The organism is Micromonospora sp. NPDC005172, from assembly GCF_040608555.1.
GTDB lineage: Bacteria > Actinomycetota > Actinomycetes > Mycobacteriales > Micromonosporaceae > Micromonospora.
Map to the genome: position 1 here is coordinate 39825 of NZ_JBEXIL010000022.1, position 18462 is coordinate 58286.

The window sequence follows — 18462 nt, forward strand, 5'->3', positions numbered from 1 at the left end:
CCTACGGTTTGCGGGCGACGCCGCTGTATCCGGTGCGGGCGACGTCCGCGTCGACGGTGGCGGGCGGCTCGGGGTACGGCCACATGTTGACCAGGCCGGGCGGCTCGAGGACGAAGTCGCCGAAGAACCGGGTGACGTCGGCGTGGCTGCGCGGCACGAACGGGGTGTTCGCGCGGGCGTAGATCGCCGAGATGCGGGCCATCAGGTCGGGGTGCACGTCGGTGCTGGCGTGGGACAGCGCGAGGTAGCTGCCGGGGGCGAGCGCGTCGCGGTAGGTCGTCACGATGCGCTGCGGGGCCTGCTCGTCGGGCACGAGGTGCAGCACGAACATCATGAGGACCGCGACCGGGCTGTCGAAGTCGATGGCGGCGGCGACCTCCGGGTGGCCGAGCACTTCGCCGGGTCGACCCAGGTCGGCCTGCACCACCGACACCGTCGCCGCGTCGGCGAGCAGGGCACGCCCGTGGGCGCAGACCACGGGGTCGTTGTCGACGTAGACGACGCGTACGGCCGGGTCGATGCGGTGGGCGATCTCGTGCACGTTGTCGCGCGTCGGCAGCCCCGATCCGAGATCCAGGATCTGCCGGACGCCCTTCTCCTCGACGAGGTGGCGGACCGTACGGGCGATCAGGTCGCGGCCCTGCCGAGCCGCCTCGGGCATCCACGGCGCGACCTGCAACACCATCTCGGCGGCGGCCCGGTCGGCGGCGAAGTTGTCCTTGCCGCCGAGGTAGTAGTCGAACATCCGCGCGGCGTTCGGCCTGTCGGTCTGGAGCTTGACCCCGGGCTCGGACTGCGTCATGGCCGACCACCTCTCCCCTGCCGAGCCCGCAGCATAGCGTCCACGATGGCCGGTCATCTTCCCCCGGGATGGCGCTCGGAACGCGGCCTCGTGCCCCAGAGACATGCGGGAGATCAGAGAGGCAGGTACCGCATCGGCGTGCCGGGTCCGACTGGACTGGTGACCATGCCGTGGTTCGCGGGTGGGACAAATGTCCTGGTCGACCGCGTACCGGTGACTCTGCCCGTGCCCCGCGCGCCTGCCTAGCGTGACAGGCATGGATGACACAGCCGTACGCCTCGACGGCCTGACCCGGCGGTTCGGTCCCGTCCGAGCCGTCGACGGGCTCGACCTGACGATCGCGCGGGGCAGCACCGTCGCCCTGCTCGGCCCCAACGGCGCCGGCAAGAGCACCGCCATCTCGCTCATGCTGGGCCTGGACCGACCCGACAGCGGCACCGTGAGCCTGTTCGGTCGGCCACCGGCCGAGGCGGTCCGGGCGGGACGGGTCGGCGCGATGCTCCAGGACGCCGGCTGGGCGCCGAGCGCGACGGTCCGGGAGGTCGTCGACCTGGCCCGTGCGCTCTATCCGCGAGCGGTGCAGACCGACCGGCTACTGGCGCTGGCCGGGCTGACCGTGCGTGCCGGCCGCCGCCTCGACAAACTTTCCGGCGGCGAGCAGCAGCGGGCACGGTTCGCGTTCGCGCTGGCCGGCGACCCGGACCTGCTGGTCCTCGACGAGCCCACCGCCGCGCTGGACGTCGCCGCCCGGCAGGCGTTCTGGGCGGCCATCGACCGGTACACCGCCGACGGACACACCGTCCTGTTCAGCACCCACCACCTGCACGAGGCGGACGAGTTCGCCGACCGGGTCGTGGTGCTCGCCGCGGGGCGGGTCGTCGCCGACGGGCCGCCCGCGCAGATCCGCGCGCTGGCCGGCGGTCGTACCGTCTCCTTCGACGTCGCCGGCGGGCCGCTCGACGGCCTCGACGCGCTCCCCGGGGTCCGAGCGGTGCAGGTCCGGGGCGGCCGGGTCGCGCTCACCACCGACGACGCCGACGCCACCGTCCTCGCCCTGGCCGGCACGCGTGGCTTCCAGGGCCTGGAGGTCACCGCCGCCGCCCTGGAGACCGCCTTCCTCACCCTCACCGCGACACCGACGACCCGCACCGCGACACCGACGGAGCACTGACATGCGCGCTTACCTGCGATTCGAACTGCGCCGACTGGCCCGCGACCCGCGGCTGCTGCTGTTCACCGTCCTCACGCCCGTGGTCACGTACCTCATCTTCTCCGGGGTTGGTCTTGACGGCGACCGGCTGGAGGGCGTCGACGCGGCGGTGGCCCTCATGGTCGGTCTTGCCGGCTACGGCGCGGTGGCGGGCGTGCTCTCGGTGGGCACGTCGGTCTCCCAGGAGCGGGCGTCGGGTTGGCTGCGCCAGCTCCGCGTCACTCCGTTGCCCGCCTGGCAGGCGGTGATCGCGAAGGCCCTGGTCTGCACGCTCAGCGGGGTGCCGTCGGTGATCGCCGTCGGCTGCGCCGGACGCATCCAGCACCACGTCGAGCTGGGGGCCGGCCGGTGGGCCGCGCTGCTGCTGCTGATGTGGGTCGGCACGGTGCCGTTCGCGCTGCTCGGGCTCGCCATCGGGTACGGCCTCACCCCCCAGCTCGCCCAGCCGGTCAACTTCCTCGCCTTCCTCGGCCTGTCGGTGCTGGGCGGCCTCCTGGTGCCCGTGGCGTACTTCCCGAGCGTGCTGCGCCACCTGGCCCACGCCCTGCCGACGTACCGGTTCGCGGAACTCGGGTGGCGCTCGGCCGCCGGGCTGACGCCCACCCCGTCCGGGCTCGCCGTGCTCGCCGCGTGGACGCTGGCGTTCACGGCCCTCGCGACCTGGGCCTACCGGCGGTCCACCACCCGCCGGTGACAGCCGATACGGTGTCCACCATGTCGTCCGGTGCGACAGGGTCCGGCGGAACCCGCCGACGAGGGTTGATGCTCGTCGCCGCGCACACCCTCTGGCTCTGGCTGCTGCTGACGCCGGCCGCCGCGATCGCACGCGGGCAGGTGCATCCCGCACCACCGGCGGCGGTGGGGCTCGTCGTCTTCGCGCTGTTCTACCTGGCCCTGGTGGCCGTACCCGTGGCCGACCTGCCCGTCCGTCCGACAGTGCACCAGGCGGGGCTCGTCGCCTTCGCGCTGCTCGGGATCGGGCTCGCGGTGGCGTACGCCGGTGGGCCGGAGGGCTGGCTCGTCCTCTTCCTGTACGTCGCCACGGCCGGCGCGGTCGCCTTCGTGCGCATGACCTGGGGGTTCGGTTGGGTCGGCGGCTCGGCCGCCGCCGTCCTGGTGATCGGCGTGGCGCACCGGCTGCCGGCCACCGAGACCGCCCAGATGGCGCTGATCACCGTGCTCGGGGGCACGCTGACGTTGGCGTTCGCCCGCACGGCCCGCCTGGTGGAGGAGTTGCGCCGCACCCAGCGTGAGCTGGCCCGCACGGCGGTGGAGCAGGAGCGGCTGCGCTTCGCGCGGGACCTGCACGACCTGCTGGGCCACACGCTGTCCCTGGTCGTGGTCAAGGCCGAGGTGATACGCCGGCTCGCCCCGACCGATCCACAGCGGGTCGTCGCGGAGGCGACGGACATCGAACGGATCGGTCGTACGGCGCTCGCCGAGGTGCGCGAGGCGGTCACCGGCTACCGGGAACGCAGCTTCGCGCGGGAACTCGACAGCGTCCGTGCGGCCCTGGCCGACGTCGGGATCACCGTCAGCGTCCGGGGCGGCGACCGGCAGCTCGGTGTCGAGGCCGACGACGCGTTCGGTTGGGTGCTGCGCGAAGGGGTGACGAACGTCGTGCGGCACAGCCGGGCGTCGCGCTGCGACATCGAGGTCACCACCGACGCCGACGAGGCGGTGCTGACCATCCGCGACGACGGGGTGGGCGGCCGGCCGCAGCTCGGCAACGGCCTGCGCGGCCTCACCGAGCGGCTGGCGCAGGCCGGCGGGACGCTGCACGTCGGCCCGGCGCACGACGGCGGCCTGCGGGTCACCGCCCGGCTCCCCCACTCCCCCACCGGACGGTGGGCGTCGTGATCCGGCTACTCCTCGCCGAGGACCAGGGCATGATGCGCGGCGCGCTGGCCCTGCTGTTGAACCTCGAACCCGACATCGAGGTCGTGGCCGAGGCCGCGACCGGGGCGCAGGCCACGAGCGAGGCTCTTCGGGTACGCCCCGACGTGGCGCTGCTGGACATCGAGATGCCCGACGGCAGCGGTCTCGACACCGCTGCCACGCTGCGCGACCAGCTCCCCTCCTGCCGGGTGCTGATCCTCACCACCTTCGGCCGGCCCGGCTACCTGCGACGGGCGATGGAGGCCGGCGCCCACGGCTTCCTCGTCAAGGACGGGCCGGTGCAGGAGCTGGCGGTGGCCGTCCGACGGGTGCTGGCCGGCGAACGGGTGATCGACCCGACGCTGGCCGCCGCCGCCCTAGCGGCCGGCCCGAACCCGCTCACCGAACGGGAGCGGGAGGTGCTGTCCGCCGCCGTGGACGGCGCCACCGTCGCCGACATGGCCGCCGCGCTCCACCTGTCCGAGAGCACCGTGCGCAACTACCTGTCCGCTGCCATCGGCAAGACCGCCACCCGCAACCGCATCGAGGCGGCCCGCACGGCGCGCGCCAACGGCTGGCTCTGAGCAGGTGCTGGCGGCGTTTGCAAGCCCACGACACGCTAACTTGAGGGCATCCCCAGACAGAGGAGAGCCCCGTGGGCACTGTGGTCCTGTACAGCTCGGTGTCGGTGGACGGCTTCGTCGCGGACGAGAAAGACCAGCCCGGCCCGCTGTTCGACTGGTTGTCCAGCGGTGACGTCCCGTTGGACGAGAGCGGCGCGCTGACGGTGTCGCAGGCGTCCTACGACTACATCCGGCCGTACTGGGACCAGATCGGGGTGACAGTCGTCGGCCGTCATGTCTTCGACCTGACCGACGGCTGGGACGGACAACCTCCGAGCGGGATCGCCCACGTGGTCGTCGTGACCCACCGGGGCAGGCCCGACGGCTGGGACCCCGGGGCGCCGTTCCACTTCGTCGACGGCGTCGAGGCAGCCGTGGCGAGGGCGCAGGAGCTCGCGGGTGACCGCATCGTCGAGGTCGCCGCCGGCGACGTCGGCGGCCAGGTGCTCGCCGCCGGCCTGGTCGACGAGGTACGCATGGACGTCGTACCCGTCGTGTTCGGGTCCGGCAAGCGCTACTTCGGATCGGTCGACGCGCGGCACCTGTTGGAGGACCCCGACGTGGTGATCCACGGCAACCGCGTGCTGCACCTGCGCTACCGCGTGCGCCGCTGACCGCCCCGGGCCGCCGGACTAGTCTCGCCCGCATGCGGGGACGAATCGCTGTGGCGCGGTGGTACGGGGAACGTCGACGGCTCGTCCGTCGTACTTTGCTGGCTCTGGTGGTGGGTGCGGTGGTCCTGGCCGGCAGCACCGTCGCCAGCGTGCGGTGGGTCCGTGACACCGCCGCCGGCCACCTCTACGACGAGGCCGACGTTCCGGCGGCACCGGTCGCCCTGGTCCTGGGCACCAAGGTGGACACCGATGGTGAGCCGTCGCCGGTCCTCGCAGCTCGGCTGGAGATCGCGCGGCGGTTGTTCGACGCCGGCCGGGTGAGCGCGATCCTGGTGTCCGGCGACAACATGAACGCCGACTACAACGAGCCCGAGGCGATGCTGCGCTGGCTGGTCGACCGAGGTGTGCCGGCGCGCAAGGTGGTCCTCGACTACGCCGGTTTCGACACGTACGACTCCTGCGCGCGGGCCCGACAGATCTTCGGCGTGCGGCGGGCGACGGTCGTGACCCAGTCGTTCCATCTGCCGCGGGCCGTGGCCCTGTGTCGGCGACTCGGCATCGACGCCCAGGGGGTGGGCGACGACAGCGCCAAGCGGTACTCCCGGACGTGGCGGTTCGGGTCGCTGCGCGAGAACGGCGCCTGTCTGAAGGCGGCGGTGGACGTGCTGTCCGGCCGGGAGCCCGCGCACCTCGGTCGGCGCGAGACCGGCGTCGAGGACGCCCTGCGCGACGCCTGAGCGCGGTCGACGTACCGACGACAGGCCGCGCGGTCAGCGGGGTGGTCGGGCGCTGTCGCGGACGACGAGTTCGGTGGCGAGTTCGATGCGCGGGCTCTCGGTCTTCTCGCCGCCGGCGAGCCGCAGCACCGTCCGGGCGGCCAGCATGCCCATCTCCGAGAGGGGCTGGCGGACGGTGGTCAGCGGCGGGGAGCACCAGCGGACCTCCGGCAGGTCGTCGAAGCCGATCACGCTGATGTCGTCGGGCACCCGCAGGCCACGTTTGCGGACGGCCTCGTAGACGCCCAGCGCCATCTGGTCGCTGGAGGCGAAGATGGCGGTGGGTGGGTCGGGCAGGGACAGGAGCTGGGTACCCGAGGTGAAGCCGGCCTCGTGGTAGAAGTTGCCGGGCCGGATGAGGGCTTCGTCCACGGCGATGCCGGCCGCGCCCAGAGCCGCGCGGTAGCCGTCCATCCGGGCTCGGCTGCACATCAGGTGTGGTGGCCCGGCGATGAAGCCGATGCGGCGGTGCCCGAGGCCCAGCAGGTACTGGTTGGCGCTCAGGCTGCCCGCCCAGTTGGTCGCGCCGATGGTGGGTGACTCCTGCGGATCGACCCCGGCGGGGTCGATGATGACCACCGGCAGGTGCAGCCGACGCAGCTCCGCCTGCAGTGGCGGGTTGACCATCGAGGTCACGAAGATGACGCCCTCGGTGGATCGCGTACGCATGTTGTCCAGCCACTGCTTGGCCGAGGAGATGCGCCAGTGGATGGCGGAGACGACGGTGCCGACGCCACTGGCGCGGGCGACGTCCTCCACCCCGCGGATGATCTCCACCGCCCACGGGCTGTCCAGGTCGTTGAAGACCAGGTCGATCAGTGCGGCCTCGGTCCGCCGGGCCTGGGTGCGCCGGCGGTAGCCGTGTTGGTTGAGCAGCGCCTCGACGCGCTCCCGGGTGTCGGGAGCGACGTCGGTGCGGCCGTTGATGACCCGCGAGACCGTGGGCACGGAGACACCGGCCAGTCGCGCGATCATCGCGATGGTGACGTTTCGGCCGTTGTCGGAGCCCATGGTCCGCTCCTTCGTCTGGCGGGATTGTTCAGGTTGGTCGGCGATCTGGTGTCGTCACCCCTTGACGCTGCCGGTCAGACCGCCGATCAGTTGGCGTTCGGCGACGGCGTAGAAGCCCAGGGCGGGGAGCATCGACAGGACGACGTACGCGAGCACCCGCGCGGTGTCGTCGGCGTACTGACCCTGGAACGCCTGGACCCCGACGGGCAGGGTCCACCAGCTCTGATCGCTGAAGACGACCAGCGGCAGCATGAAGTTGTTCCAGCTGGTGACGACGGCCAGGACCGAGACGGTGGCCAGCGCGGGGCGGGCCATCGGCAGCAGGACCCGCCAGAAGAACCCGAAGGAACTGCAGCCGTCCAGGACGGCGGCCTCCTCCACCTCGGCGGGGATGGTACGGAAGAACTGGCGCAGGATGATGATGGTGATCGGCAGCCCGAAGGCGGCCTGGGGCAGGATGACGCCGAGCGGGTTGTCCAGCAGGCCGATGGAGCGCAGCAGGACGAACAGCGGCAGGATCGCCACCGCGAACGGGAACATCAGGCCGATCGCGAACAGGGTCACCAGGAACTCGCGGCCCCGGAAGGCGTAGCGCGCGAAGACGAACGCGGCCATCGCCGCCGCGGCGACGACGATGAACGTGCTGCTGACGGCGATGAGCAGGCTGTTGCCGAGCTGCCGCCAGAACACCCCGGAGGCGAACAGGTCGGTGTAGTTCGACGGCACCCACGGGTCGGGCAGGCCCAGCGGGTTGGTCGACAGCTGGCCGTTGTCCTTGAAGCCACCGATCACACCGAACCAGACCGGCACGACGATGAGCGCGCCGACGCCGATGCAGACGAGGTGCAGCACGATGCTGCGGGTCCGCTGGGCGCCACTGGTCTTGGCGGTCATCGCTGGCCTCCCTGGTTGGTGATGGCGCCCGCGGTGTCCCGACGCAGGACGACGCGCTGGTAGAACAGGGCGAAGACGAGGCTCAGCAGGAACATGACCATGCTGATCGCGCTGGCGTAGCCAACCTCGAACCGGCGGAAACCGAACTGGTACATCGTCACGGCCATGGTCTCCGAGGAGTGGATCGGACCACCGCCGGTGAGCACCCAGACCATGTCGAACAGTTGGATGGTGCCGATGACCGACAGGAAGATGCTGATCCGGATCGTCGGCCCGAGCAACGGCAGGGTGACGTGGCGGAACGCCTGCCACGCGGTCGCGCCGTCGGTGACCGCGGCCTCGGACAGCTCCTTCGGGATGCCCTGTCGGGCGGCCAGGAAGAGCATCATGTACAGGCCGAAGTACTTCCAGGACACCACCAGGAAGACGGCGTACAGCACGGTGGACGGATCGGCGAATACCGCTCCCGCCTCCGCTCCCAGGAACGTGGATATCGACTCGCCCAGACCCCGGTTGGGTGAGAACACCAGGGTGAACAGGACGGCCGTGGTGACCTCGGAGAGCACGTACGGGGCGAAGAAGATCAGCCGGTAGACGGCTCGGCCGCGCAGCGGCTGGTTGAGCAGCATGGCCAGGGCCAACGCGACGGGCAGCTGCACGGTCAGCGACAGCAGCACCAGCACGAGGCCGCGCCACAGGTCACCCCGGAACGTCGGGTCGCCGAAGGCGCGGGTGTAGTTGTCCAGCCCGACGAAGTTCTCCGGTAGCCCGAAGCCGTTCCACTTGTAGAGGCTGGCGTAGGCGGCCACCACGATGGGCGTGATGACCAGCAGCACGAACAGCGCCAGGGCGGGCGTCAGGAACACTGCGAGGACGCCACCCCGCCCCGGCCGGGGCTGGCGGCCGCGCTGTCGCGCGGTGCCCGGCCCCGGTGCCGGCGGATCTGTCGCCGTGTCGCCGCGCCCTGTGTACGACACGGTCGATGGCCTGGTCATTCCTGCTCCACTCGATGTCGATCGCCGGCTACGGATGGGTACGGGGTCACGGTCAGGCGGTCTTCGCCACCTGCGTGATGTCCTTGAGGATCGCCGCGGGGGCCTTCTTGCCGGCGATGATCTCGGCGACGCTGTCGTTGATCTGCTGCCCGAGCGCCGGCGCGTACGCCTGGTCGAGGTAGAGCTGGAAGCCGGTGTTCTTCGCCAGGGTCTCCGCGACGACCTTGTTGTTCGGGTCGCTGATGGCGTCGGTGGCGTCCTTGACCGTGGGCAGGACCGCGCCGGTCTTGGCGGACCGGCGCTGGTTGTCGACGCTGAGCAGGAACTTCAGGAAGTCGATCGTGGCGGCCGGGGCGTCCTTGCCGACGGCGAAACCGTTGCCGCCGCCGAAGACCTCGGTAGCGGTGCCCTTGCCGCCGTCCACGGCGGGGAACGGGAAGAAGCCCAGCTTGTCGCCGATGCCCTTCTTGCTGGTCGAGCTGGACGCCTGCACCGCCGGCGCCCACTGACCCATCAGCTCCATGGCCGCGCCGCCGTTGCCCATGGTGGCGGCCTGCCCGTCCGGGGAGCCGTACTCGGCACCGAGGAAGCCCTTCTGGAACGGCTGCAGGTCGACGAGCTCCTTGAGGCGCTCACCTGCGGCGACCAGGTCGGGGGTGTCGAAGTTCTTGTCGTCGACGGCCTTCTGCAGCGCGCCGACGCCACCGATGCGCATCGCCAGGTACGACCAGTAGAAGTGGGCCGGCCACTTGTCCTTGCCGGCGATGGCGACCGGGGTGATGCCGGCGGTCTTGAGCTTGCGGACCGCGTCCAGCAGAGCGGTCCAGGTGGTGGGGGGCTCGGTGATGCCGGCGCGGGTGAAGAGGTCCTTGTTGTACCAGAACCCGACCATGCCGATGTCGAACGGGATGCCGTAGATCTTGCCGTCGATCGTGTACGGGCCCATGGCGGCGGGCAGGATGCCGCCGACCAGGTCCTTCACGTCATCGGTGAGGTCCTTGACCAGACCCGCGTCGACCTGCTGCTTGAGCACGCCGCCGCCCCAGGACTGGAAGAGGTCCGGCGGGTCGCCCGCCTGCGTGGCGGTGGTGAGCTTGGCCTTGAACGCCTCGTTCTCCAGCGGCTGGATGGTGAACGTGACGTTGCTGTGCGCGGTCTTGTACTCGTTGGCCATCGCGGCCCAGACCGGCAGCATCGGCTCGGTGTTCTGGATGTGCCACCAGTTGATCGTCTGCGGCGCGTTCGGGTCGCTGGACTTGTCATCGCCACTGCAGGCGCTGAGCAGGTAGGCGCCGGCGCCGGCGCCGGCAAGGCCGAGCAGCGATCGGCGGGAGAGGTGCGCTGTCATGATCCATCCCTTCGGGGACTCACGGTGTGCTCGGACGCCGGCCGAGCCGGCAAGGGTTCGAACCTGGATCTCCGGAACTTTCATTGCTTCGTCGGTATTACCGATCGATGGCCGGGACGCTACGAGCAGTTCCCCCAGCGGTCAAGACCCCTGTCCTATCGCGATAAGACCGGCTACCGTACGAGGGGCTTCCAGTGATCTGGTACCCGCAAGTTTCCGGAAGTTTCACAGCCGCACCGCACAGAGGAGCCCCCGTGTCGACCGACACCGCTGACGTGGCGACCGCTGCCTGGTCGATCCGCAACCCCGTCCTCGCCGGGTTCCACCCGGACCCGTCGATCCTGCGCGTCGGCGATGACTTCTACCTGGCCACCTCGACCTTCGAGTGGTATCCGGGGGTACGCGTGCACCACTCGCGCGACCTCGTGAACTGGCGCCCGCTGGGTGGCATCATCACCGACCGCCGCCTGCTCGATCTGCGCGGCTGCGGCGACTCCAACGGTGTGTGGGCGCCCGACCTGACGTACCACGATGGGGAGTTCCACCTCGTCTACAGCGACGTGGCCAGCTTCGCCAGCGGTTACTGGGACCCGCAGAACTTCCTGATCACCGCGCCCGACATCGCCGGGCCCTGGTCGGACCCGGTGAAGCTGCACGGGCGTGGCTTCGACGCCGCCCTGTTCCACGACGACGACGGCCGCACCTGGCTGCTGAGCATGAGCGCGGACTGGCGTCCCGGCCGGGACCGGTTCGGCGGCATCGAGATCCAGCAGTACGACCGGGCGACCCGTCGTCTCGTCGGCCGGCCGCGCATCCTGTTCACCGGCACGTCGGTAGGGGTGACCGAGGGGCCGCACCTGTACCGCCACGACGGCTGGTACTGGCTGATCACCGCCGAGGGTGGCACCAGCTGGGAGCACCAGGTGACCGTGGCGCGCTCGCGGGAGCTGTTCGGCCCGTACGAGGTGGACCCGGACGGGCCCCTGCTGACCTCGGTGGGTCGGCCCGACCTGCGGTTGCAGAAGGCCGGTCACGGCAGCCTCGTGCAGACCCCCGACGGCGGCTGGTACCTGGCCCACCTGGTCGGTCGTCCCTACTCGCCGCTGGGCAACTGCGTGCTCGGTCGGGAGACCGCGATCCAGCGGGTCGAGTGGCCGGACGGCGGTTGGCCCCGCATCGCCGGCGGGGTGCCGGCCGAGGAGGTCGTCGCCCCGGACCTGTCGCCGCACCCGTGGCCCGAGGAGCCCGCGACCGACGACTTCGACGCCGCCGAGCTGGCTTCCTGCTGGTCGACGCTGCGCCGGCCGGCCAGCGCCGACTGGATCGACCTGCGCTCGCGGCCCTCGCACCTGCGTGTCCACGGTGGACAGTCACCGGTGGGCCGGCAGGCGCCGAGCCTGGTCGCGCGACGGGTCGGGGCGACGCACTGCTCACTGGAGACCGTCGTCGAGTTCGACCCGATCGACCACCGGCAGCTCGCGGGGATCACCGCGTACTACAACACCCTGAACTGGCACCACCTCTACCTGACCCGCGCCGACGACGGACGTACGGTGTTGGAGCTGCTCAGCTCCGACAACGGCCGACGCACCCCGTACCCGGAGCTGACCGTCGACGCCACCGGCGTCGCCCAGGTCGGTCTGCGGGCGGTGTTCGACGGACCCGTGGTGCGTTTCGACTACGACCTCGGGGCCGGTTGGCAGCGCCTGCCCGTCGACCTGGACGCGACGATCCTGTCCGACGAGCACGCCGCGCTGATCATCGACGGGGAGCCCGCAGCCTGGGGTTTCACCGGCTCCTTCCTCGGCCTGTGGGTGCAGGATCTCGGCGGCGACGGGGTGTACGCCGACTTCGACCGGGCCACCTACCGGGAGCACTGAGCACGCGGACGCCTCAGGGGCGCTGGGCGACCGCGCGCAACTGACCGAGGGTGGTACGGAAGCCGTGACCCGACGCCGTCGCGTCCTCCGTGCGCAGGCCGGTGACGGCCATGGCCTGCGAGCGGCTGGACGCGACGGCATCGTCACCGGCCCCGGTGACGTCGAAGACGCCGAAATCGCCGCTGAGCGTCCGGAACGTCGGCGTCGCGGCCCCCGCGTCCTGGGACAGGTAGAGGACCACTCTCTGACCCACGTCGAGGGTCGACATGTGGGCCATGTCCGCCACACCGGCGTCGAGGCTGGCGAGTGTGATCGACGCTCCGGCGCGTACACCGGTGTCGGTCCTGGCCCGCAGGACCTCGTCGACCCGGAAGCCGGCGGACGCGACCTCGCCGCGCACGACCAGGTCGGCGGTCTCGGTGAGCTGCCGCACCGTGCCGTACCCGCGCAGCTTTCCCTGCGGCGGAGCGGGCGGCGCGGTCGCCGTCGGCGCGACCGCACCGCCGGTGGTGGGCGCGGCGGCCGGTTCGGCGCGGTCGTCGCTGCCGCAGGCCGTCAGCGCCGCCGCGGCGAGCACGGCGACCGCGGCGGCCCACCAGAAGTGGGTACGGCGGAAAACGACTGCCATGGAACGCTCCTCGCGGCTCGGTGGTGCTGCTGACGCGGCTCGACCCGGCATCGTCCGGGCCCTCGCGCGGGCTGACGATAGCCACCGTCGCGCACAGCCGGGCGACCGGTTGATGAACAAATGATCTTCGTCTCCGACGTGCCGCGTCGCCGGATCGCGGCCCGGGGCCGCCGCTCACCTCGGCTCGCTGCTCAACCCCTCCAGGCGCCCGAGCGCCCGCCGCGTCGCGTCCTGACTGGCGGGCAGCAGCGGCAGGCGTACCGACGGGGTCGGGATGCGTCCCCGCGCGTGCAGCACCGACTTGACGACGCTCGGGTTGGGCTCGGCGAACAGCGCCGCCGACAGGCCCGCGAGTCGGTGGCCCAGCGACCTCGCGGGCGTGACGTCGCCCGCCTGCCAGTGCGCGACCAACCGGACGTAGTCCCCGGCCGCGACCTGGGCCGAGGCGGCTATGGCGCCGTGCGCGCCGAGGGCGAGCAGCGGGGACAGGAGCGGATCCTCACCACCGAGTACGGCGAACCCGGGCGGGACGTCGGCGAGGAGGTCGACGGTGTCCGCGTCGATCCCTCCCGTGGCGTACTTGACGCCGACGACGCCGGGCAACTCCGCGAGCCGCCGCAGGTCGTCGGCGTCGAGCTGCTGCCCGGTCCGGTACGGCACGTGGTAGACGACCAGCGGCACGGGGCTGGCCCGGACGAGGTGGGCGAAGTAGGCGAGCACTCCCGGAGCGCCCGGCCGCAGGAACGGGGGCACCAGGGTCAGGGCCGCCGTCACCTCGGGCCGGTCGGCCAGCGCGCGTAAGGCCTCGGCGCTGTTGGCGCCCACGAGCAGACGCGCGCGACGCTCCCGGCACACCGCCCCCAGGACGTCGAGCACCGCGCTCCGCTCCTCGTCGGTGAGCGCGGCCGGCTCGCCCGTCGTGCCCAGCGCGACCACACCGGCCGCGCCGGCGTCCAGGACGTCGACGGCCAGGGACGTCAACGCGTCGGTGGCAACGGCGCCGGAGTCGTCGAACGGGGTGATCAGTGGAACGTAAAGGCCGGTCAGGGTCATGCCCTCACTCTCCGGCGACCGATCAGGAAGGTCCAGTTCCGATTGCTCAACCAATACGTAAGCTGGCCTGATGCTTGACGTCCGTCGTCTCGTCCTACTGCGAGATCTGGCCCGTCTCGGGACCATCGCCTCGGTCGCCCAGGCGCACGCCTACACGCCGTCCGCCGTCTCGCAGCAACTGGCCGCCCTGCAACGGGAGGCGGGCATCCGCCTGCTGGAGCGCAGTGGGCGCCGGGTCAGCCTCACGGCGACGGCGACCGCGCTCGTGCGGCACACCGAGGTCATCCTGGCAGCGCTGGAAGCCGCCGACGCGACCCTGGCGGCCGCCCGGACGGGCCTGCGCGGGAGCGTGCGCATCGGCGCCTTTCCCAGCGCCGTACGCACCCTGCTACCGGCGGCGCTGGTCACCCTGGCCCGCGACCATCCGGCACTGGACCTGATGATCACCGAGTTGGACCCGGTCGACATGCCGGCCGCCCTGCGGAGCCGGCAGCTCGACGTCGCGCTGCTGCACGACTACGACATCGCGCCGGTCCCACCCGACCCGGCGCTGGACTCCATCGCGCTGCTGGAGGAGACCGTCCACCTGGCCGTACCCGCTGGGGTCCTGTCGGACGACGACGCGGATCTCGGCGCGGTCGGCGGCGCGGATCTCGGCGCGGTCAACGATCCGGTCGGCGGTGCGCGCGACGCACAGTGGATCGTCGGCAGCCCCGGGACGCTCTGTCACTCGGTCGCCCTGCACGTCTGCCAGATGGCGGGTTTCGCCCCGGCGGTGCGGCACCACGTCGACGACTTCACCGCCATGCTCGCCCTGGTCGCCGCGGGCGAGGGGGTCGCGCTCGTCCCACAGCTCGCCGTCACGCAGCCCTCGCCGCAGGTTCGCCTCCTCCCGCTGACCCTCCGCCGACGCACGAGAATCGCCTACCGCAGGGGTGCGGGCGACCACCCTGCGGTGTTGGCATGCGTCTGGGCGCTACGCAGAGCCACCACCGCCCTGCCCAGTGGAGTTCCGATTGACAGTTGATCGACCTGCTGCTATCTGTTAATAGAGTTTCCTGATTCTCGCGGTGCCTTGGCGCCCTCCCCCACGCCGGGCACCCGACCGGTCGGCGGCATGCCGCCCCTTTCCCCCGAGGAACACCATGGTGCGTAAGAGAACAGCCGCCTACGCCGTGGGCACCCTGCTGATCGGCGTCGCGGCGGTCGGCTACGGCCTGCCGTCGGCCAGCGCCGCGACCGCCGGCCCGATCACCGGCCTGGCCGGCAAGTGCGTCGACGTGGCCGGTGCCAGCTCGGCCAACGGCACGGCCGTGCAGCTCTACGACTGCAACGGCAGCGCAGCCCAGACGTGGACGGTCGGCAACACCGACAACTCGATCCGCGCACTCGGCAAGTGCCTCGACGTCACCGCCGCCTCGACCGCCAACGGCGCAAAGATCCAGCTGTACGACTGCAACAGCACCGGCGCCCAGAAGTGGACCGCCGCCAGCGGCGGCGCCCTGGTCAACACCGCCTCGGGCAAGTGCCTCGACGTGACCGACCGCAGCACCGCGAACGGCGCCCGGCTGCAGATCTGGACCTGCGGCGGCACCACCAACCAGCAGTGGACCCTTCCGGGCGGCGGCGGCAACCCCACCCCCACGCCGACCGCCAGCGGCTCGACCGGCACCAATCTGGACGACCCGGCGAAGAAGGACGTCGCCATGCAGCTCGTGTCGGCGGCGGAGAACTCCTCACTCGACTGGCGTGCCCAGTTCTCCTACATCGAGGACATCGGCGACGGCCGGGGCTACACCGCCGGCATCATCGGCTTCTGCTCCGGCACCGGCGACATGCTCGAACTGGTCCAGGCGTACACGAACACCAAGCCCGGCAACGTGCTGGCCGGCTACCTGCCGGCGCTGCGCGCCGTCAACGGCACCGCGTCGCACTCGGGCCTCGACCCGAACTTCACCCGCGACTGGCGCACCGCCGCCAACGACTCCGTGTTCCGGGCCGCGCAGGAGGCCGAGCGGGACCGGGTCTACTTCAACCCGTCGGTCCGCGACGGCAAGAACGACGGGGTACGGGCACTCGGCCAGTTCGCCTACTACGACGCGGCGGTCATGCACGGGTACGAGGGCATGCGCCAGATCCGCAGCCGCGCCCTCGCCCGGGCGAAGCCCCCGGCGCAGGGTGGCGACGAGCGGACCTGGCTCAACGCGTTCCTCGACGAGCGGGTCATCGAGATGAAGAAGGAAGAGGCCCACTCGGACACCTCCCGCGTGGACACGGCCCAGCGGGTGTTCCTCAACAACGGCAACTTCAACCTGAACACGCCGTTGGCATTCGCCGTCTACGGTCAGCAGTTCCGCATCAGCTGACCGTACGACGTGACAACGGTGATCGCGCCGCTGCCGGCTGCCCCGATCGGGCATGCGGGTGGCGGCGCGGTCACCGTCGGCGTCGTCCGACGTTGACGATGACCGGCACATCGGTCGGCGTTCGTTGACGTCGTCGGTACGCTACGGCCTGTGTGGGGTGTCGTGGACGCGGTGGGGTCAGCGGCTGGCGCGCTGCTCGCGGCGATAGCGGGGTTCGTCGCATACCGGCTCTACAAGATCGAGTCCGAGCGTGATCGTCGTACCGAGATGCAGTGGGCGAGGCAGCAGGCAGCGTCGATCGGCGTGTGGATCCGCGACGACGTCGAGCCGCTCGACCTCGACGAGGATGAGCCGGAGCCCATATCGGAGCCCGAGCTGACCTTTGTGGTGACGAACATGTCGGCGCTTCCGATCTACCGACTCTCGGTGCACTTCGATCTGGGACAGGACATGGCGCTGCGCGTCGTCACGCAGCGAGACGTCCTGCTGCCGGGCGAGCGTTTCGAGACTCAGGTGCCCTCCGAGATCGAGGGTGCACGCCGCCGTCCGGTGTTGACCTTCAGGGACAACGCGGGCGCAGAGTGGTGGCGCGACTCGACGGGCCATCTCGGCCGAACAGGTCACGAGCGTCCCCTGGACGAGGACGAGGACGCCGACGACGAGTGAGGTGAGCTGGGCTCCACCGCCCCCCACCGCGATGTGGCAACCCGTGTCCGTCTGGATCGCCTATCGATCATGATGACCGAAAGTGTCGTACACCTGTCCTAGTGTCAGGTCATGGTCGAGGAGCTGGCGCAGGCGGACGACGCGGTCGCGGCCTGCGTCGACGCGGCGGCCTGGACCCTTGCGGAGCACGATCTGATCGCCGCGCTCGACGCCGCGCACCGCCTCACGCAACGCCTCGCCGCGATCGAGCTGACCCTCGTCCGCGAGCTCGACGGCCGGGGCACGGCCCGCGCCCAGGGCGCGTCCTGCACGACGGTCTGGTTGCGCGAGCGCCTGCGCCTCACCGTTCCCACCGCTCGTCGGCTCGTCGATCTCGCCGCCGCCCTCGACAACGGCCACAACGGCGGAGTCCGGCAGGCGTTGGCCGACGGGAACATCACCGCCGAGCAGGCCCGCGTCATCACCGACACCGTCACCACGGTGCACGACTCCGCCGGCACCGCAGCCGCCGACAAGGCCGTCGGCGTCCTCGTCGAATGGGCGGGGCAGTTCGACCCCACCCTGCTGCGCAAGGTGAGCAGCCGCATCCTCGACCACGTCGCCCCCGACGTCGCCGAGGCCGCCGCGAAGGCCGCGCTCGACGCCGACGCCCGCCGAGCCGACCGCGACCGGCATCTCACCCTGTCTGCGCAGACCGACGGCCGACTACGTCTCACCGGCATCCTCGACGCCGAAACCGCCGGCGTGCTGCGTGCCGCCATCGACCCACTCAGCGCACCCAGCGGCCCCGACGACCAACGCTTTCCAGGCCAACGCCGCCATGACGCCCTCGCCGACCTCTGCCGACTCACCCTGCGCACCGGCGATCTGCCCGAGCACGGTGGTGACCCCGCCCAGATCGTCATCACCACCAGCTACGACGCCCTCGCACGGGGACTGAGCGCCGGCACCCTCGACGCCGGCTTCACCGTGACCCCGCAGACGGTTCGCCGGCTGGCCTGCGACGCGGCCATCCTTCCCGCCGTCCTCGGCGGCACCAGCCAGACCCTCGACGTCGGTCGGCAACGGCGGCTCATCACCGGCCCCCTACGACGTGCGCTGGTCCTGCGCGACCGCGGCTGCGCCTTCCCCGGCTGCGACCGGCCACCCCGCTGGTGTGACGCCCACCACATCCGCCACTGGACCGACGGTGGCCCCACCAGCCTTGCCAATGCCGTGCTGCTCTGCGCCCATCACCACCGACACGTCCACCACAGCGAATGGACCGTCCACCTCGGAAACGACGGCCACCCCGAATTCACCCCACCGGCCTGGCTCGATCCCGACCAGATCCCCCGCCGGAACCACTACCACCGACGTAACTAGGCCATGGCGGCCGACGAGGCCGGGCGGGATGGCGTCCTCGTCACTGAGGGGCATGACGGCCAGGTAGTCGGAATGATCGAAGTGCTGCGGCATTCCGATCCGCCGGACCATCAGATCCTGCGTCCTAAACCGTCGGCCCAGGTCCACACGGTTGTACTGCCCGCTGCCAGAGGGCTCGGGGTGGGATCAGCGTTGCTCACGGCGGCCGAACAGTGGGCAAGCGACCGGGGGATCACGTGCCTGTCGGCTGGCATCCACCACCGCAACGCCGATGCAGTGCGCTTCTACAGCCGGCACGGCTACACCGACACCGGCCTGTCCCTAGGTAAGAGCGTGAAGTAGCGGCCGCAGTG

The 18462-nt window shown here is 71.2% G+C and carries 19 protein-coding genes; 12 read left to right on the forward strand and 7 right to left on the reverse strand.

Going from position 1 to position 18462, the window contains the following annotated elements; translation table 11 throughout:
• Window position 1: 1 nt before the first annotated feature.
• A complete protein-coding gene (locus tag ABZV06_RS17220; RefSeq protein ID WP_355622466.1) occupies window positions 2-802 on the reverse strand; it encodes an SAM-dependent methyltransferase in 801 nt (266 codons plus the stop codon).
• A 256-nt stretch (window positions 803-1058) separates the two neighbouring features.
• Between ABZV06_RS17220 and ABZV06_RS17225 the strand changes: the two genes are divergently transcribed.
• The 6 genes from ABZV06_RS17225 to ABZV06_RS17250 all read left to right on the forward strand — a co-directional run bounded on the left by ABZV06_RS17225 (window position 1059) and on the right by ABZV06_RS17250 (window position 5864).
• A complete protein-coding gene (locus tag ABZV06_RS17225; protein WP_355622469.1) occupies window positions 1059-1973 on the forward strand; it encodes an ABC transporter ATP-binding protein in 915 nt (304 codons plus the stop codon).
• Between the two features lies 1 nt (window position 1974).
• Window positions 1975-2706, forward strand: coding sequence for an ABC transporter permease (locus ABZV06_RS17230; protein WP_355240049.1), 732 nt, complete (start codon window positions 1975-1977; stop codon window positions 2704-2706).
• Between the two features lie 68 nt (window positions 2707-2774).
• Entirely contained in the window at window positions 2775-3872 is a 1098-nt protein-coding gene (locus tag ABZV06_RS17235; RefSeq protein WP_355622472.1) for a sensor histidine kinase, read from the forward strand.
• Entirely contained in the window at window positions 3869-4474 is a 606-nt protein-coding gene (locus tag ABZV06_RS17240) for a response regulator transcription factor (RefSeq protein WP_355622475.1), read from the forward strand. The genes ABZV06_RS17235 and ABZV06_RS17240 overlap by 4 nt, the downstream gene beginning before the upstream one ends.
• Before the next feature lie 71 nt (window positions 4475-4545).
• Entirely contained in the window at window positions 4546-5127 is a 582-nt protein-coding gene (locus tag ABZV06_RS17245; RefSeq protein WP_355622477.1) for a dihydrofolate reductase family protein, read from the forward strand.
• Between the two features lie 32 nt (window positions 5128-5159).
• Window positions 5160-5864 (forward strand): ElyC/SanA/YdcF family protein, encoded by a 705-nt coding sequence (locus ABZV06_RS17250; RefSeq protein ID WP_355240061.1) that lies wholly within the window; start codon window positions 5160-5162, stop codon window positions 5862-5864.
• A gap of 33 nt (window positions 5865-5897) precedes the next feature.
• On the opposite strand, the gene ABZV06_RS17255 is transcribed toward ABZV06_RS17250, so the two are convergent.
• From ABZV06_RS17255 to ABZV06_RS17270, 4 genes are all read right to left on the reverse strand, one after another.
• The gene (locus tag ABZV06_RS17255) at window positions 5898-6914 is read right to left on the reverse strand and encodes a LacI family DNA-binding transcriptional regulator (protein ID WP_355240064.1); all 1017 of its coding nucleotides are present in this window, start codon (window positions 6912-6914) and stop codon (window positions 5898-5900) included.
• A gap of 54 nt (window positions 6915-6968) precedes the next feature.
• Complete coding sequence (locus ABZV06_RS17260; RefSeq protein WP_355240067.1) at window positions 6969-7808, reverse strand: carbohydrate ABC transporter permease; 840 nt, start codon at window positions 7806-7808, stop codon at window positions 6969-6971.
• Window positions 7805-8674, reverse strand: coding sequence for a sugar ABC transporter permease (locus ABZV06_RS17265; protein WP_355240070.1), 870 nt, complete (start codon window positions 8672-8674; stop codon window positions 7805-7807). Before ABZV06_RS17265 ends, ABZV06_RS17260 begins: the two co-directional genes overlap by 4 nt.
• A gap of 181 nt (window positions 8675-8855) precedes the next feature.
• The gene (locus ABZV06_RS17270; RefSeq protein WP_355240073.1) at window positions 8856-10151 is read right to left on the reverse strand and encodes an extracellular solute-binding protein; all 1296 of its coding nucleotides are present in this window, start codon (window positions 10149-10151) and stop codon (window positions 8856-8858) included.
• A 254-nt stretch (window positions 10152-10405) separates the two neighbouring features.
• Between ABZV06_RS17270 and ABZV06_RS17275 the strand changes: the two genes are divergently transcribed.
• Window positions 10406-12031 carry a glycoside hydrolase family 43 protein gene (locus ABZV06_RS17275; RefSeq protein ID WP_355622480.1) on the forward strand — a complete coding sequence of 542 codons (1626 nt, stop codon included), beginning with the start codon at window positions 10406-10408 and terminating at the stop codon, window positions 12029-12031.
• A 13-nt stretch (window positions 12032-12044) separates the two neighbouring features.
• On the opposite strand, the gene ABZV06_RS17280 is transcribed toward ABZV06_RS17275, so the two are convergent.
• Together ABZV06_RS17280 and ABZV06_RS17285 are read right to left on the reverse strand one after the other, a co-directional pair.
• Window positions 12045-12659, reverse strand: coding sequence for a hypothetical protein (locus ABZV06_RS17280; RefSeq protein WP_355240079.1), 615 nt, complete (start codon window positions 12657-12659; stop codon window positions 12045-12047).
• A gap of 174 nt (window positions 12660-12833) precedes the next feature.
• A complete protein-coding gene (locus ABZV06_RS17285; protein WP_355240082.1) occupies window positions 12834-13712 on the reverse strand; it encodes a dihydrodipicolinate synthase family protein in 879 nt (292 codons plus the stop codon).
• 70 nt (window positions 13713-13782) lie between these two features.
• On the opposite strand from ABZV06_RS17285, the gene ABZV06_RS17290 reads away from it, so the two are divergent.
• The 5 genes from ABZV06_RS17290 to ABZV06_RS17310 all read left to right on the forward strand — a co-directional run bounded on the left by ABZV06_RS17290 (window position 13783) and on the right by ABZV06_RS17310 (window position 18451).
• Window positions 13783-14739: a LysR family transcriptional regulator gene (locus ABZV06_RS17290; RefSeq protein WP_355622483.1), complete on the forward strand. Its 957-nt coding sequence runs from the start codon at window positions 13783-13785 to the stop codon at window positions 14737-14739.
• A gap of 118 nt (window positions 14740-14857) precedes the next feature.
• Window positions 14858-16078: a chitosanase gene (locus ABZV06_RS17295; protein ID WP_355240088.1), complete on the forward strand. Its 1221-nt coding sequence runs from the start codon at window positions 14858-14860 to the stop codon at window positions 16076-16078.
• Window positions 16079-16228: 150 nt separating this feature from the next.
• The gene (locus ABZV06_RS17300) at window positions 16229-16744 is read left to right on the forward strand and encodes a hypothetical protein (RefSeq protein ID WP_355240091.1); all 516 of its coding nucleotides are present in this window, start codon (window positions 16229-16231) and stop codon (window positions 16742-16744) included.
• 111 nt (window positions 16745-16855) lie between these two features.
• Window positions 16856-18109: a DUF222 domain-containing protein gene (locus ABZV06_RS17305; RefSeq protein WP_355622486.1), complete on the forward strand. Its 1254-nt coding sequence runs from the start codon at window positions 16856-16858 to the stop codon at window positions 18107-18109.
• A gap of 3 nt (window positions 18110-18112) precedes the next feature.
• Window positions 18113-18451, forward strand: coding sequence for a GNAT family N-acetyltransferase (locus ABZV06_RS17310; RefSeq protein WP_355622489.1), 339 nt, complete (start codon window positions 18113-18115; stop codon window positions 18449-18451).
• Window positions 18452-18462 lie beyond the last annotated feature (11 nt).

Coding starts and splice junctions, on each gene's coding strand:
- ABZV06_RS17220 (WP_355622466.1), bottom strand. CDS start 802: ATGACGCAGTCCGAGCCCGGGGTCAAGCTCCAGACCGACAGGCCGAAC.
- ABZV06_RS17225 (WP_355622469.1), top strand. CDS start 1,059: ATGGATGACACAGCCGTACGCCTCGACGGCCTGACCCGGCGGTTCGGT.
- ABZV06_RS17230 (WP_355240049.1), top strand. CDS start 1,975: ATGCGCGCTTACCTGCGATTCGAACTGCGCCGACTGGCCCGCGACCCG.
- ABZV06_RS17235 (WP_355622472.1), top strand. CDS start 2,775: ATGCTCGTCGCCGCGCACACCCTCTGGCTCTGGCTGCTGCTGACGCCG.
- ABZV06_RS17250 (WP_355240061.1), top strand. CDS start 5,160: ATGCGGGGACGAATCGCTGTGGCGCGGTGGTACGGGGAACGTCGACGG.
- ABZV06_RS17255 (WP_355240064.1), bottom strand. CDS start 6,914: ATGGGCTCCGACAACGGCCGAAACGTCACCATCGCGATGATCGCGCGA.
- ABZV06_RS17260 (WP_355240067.1), bottom strand. CDS start 7,808: ATGACCGCCAAGACCAGTGGCGCCCAGCGGACCCGCAGCATCGTGCTG.
- ABZV06_RS17270 (WP_355240073.1), bottom strand. CDS start 10,151: ATGACAGCGCACCTCTCCCGCCGATCGCTGCTCGGCCTTGCCGGCGCC.
- ABZV06_RS17280 (WP_355240079.1), bottom strand. CDS start 12,659: ATGGCAGTCGTTTTCCGCCGTACCCACTTCTGGTGGGCCGCCGCGGTC.
- ABZV06_RS17285 (WP_355240082.1), bottom strand. CDS start 13,712: ATGACCCTGACCGGCCTTTACGTTCCACTGATCACCCCGTTCGACGAC.
- ABZV06_RS17290 (WP_355622483.1), top strand. CDS start 13,783: ATGCTTGACGTCCGTCGTCTCGTCCTACTGCGAGATCTGGCCCGTCTC.
- ABZV06_RS17295 (WP_355240088.1), top strand. CDS start 14,858: ATGGTGCGTAAGAGAACAGCCGCCTACGCCGTGGGCACCCTGCTGATC.
- ABZV06_RS17305 (WP_355622486.1), top strand. CDS start 16,856: ATGGTCGAGGAGCTGGCGCAGGCGGACGACGCGGTCGCGGCCTGCGTC.
- ABZV06_RS17310 (WP_355622489.1), top strand. CDS start 18,113: ATGGCGGCCGACGAGGCCGGGCGGGATGGCGTCCTCGTCACTGAGGGG.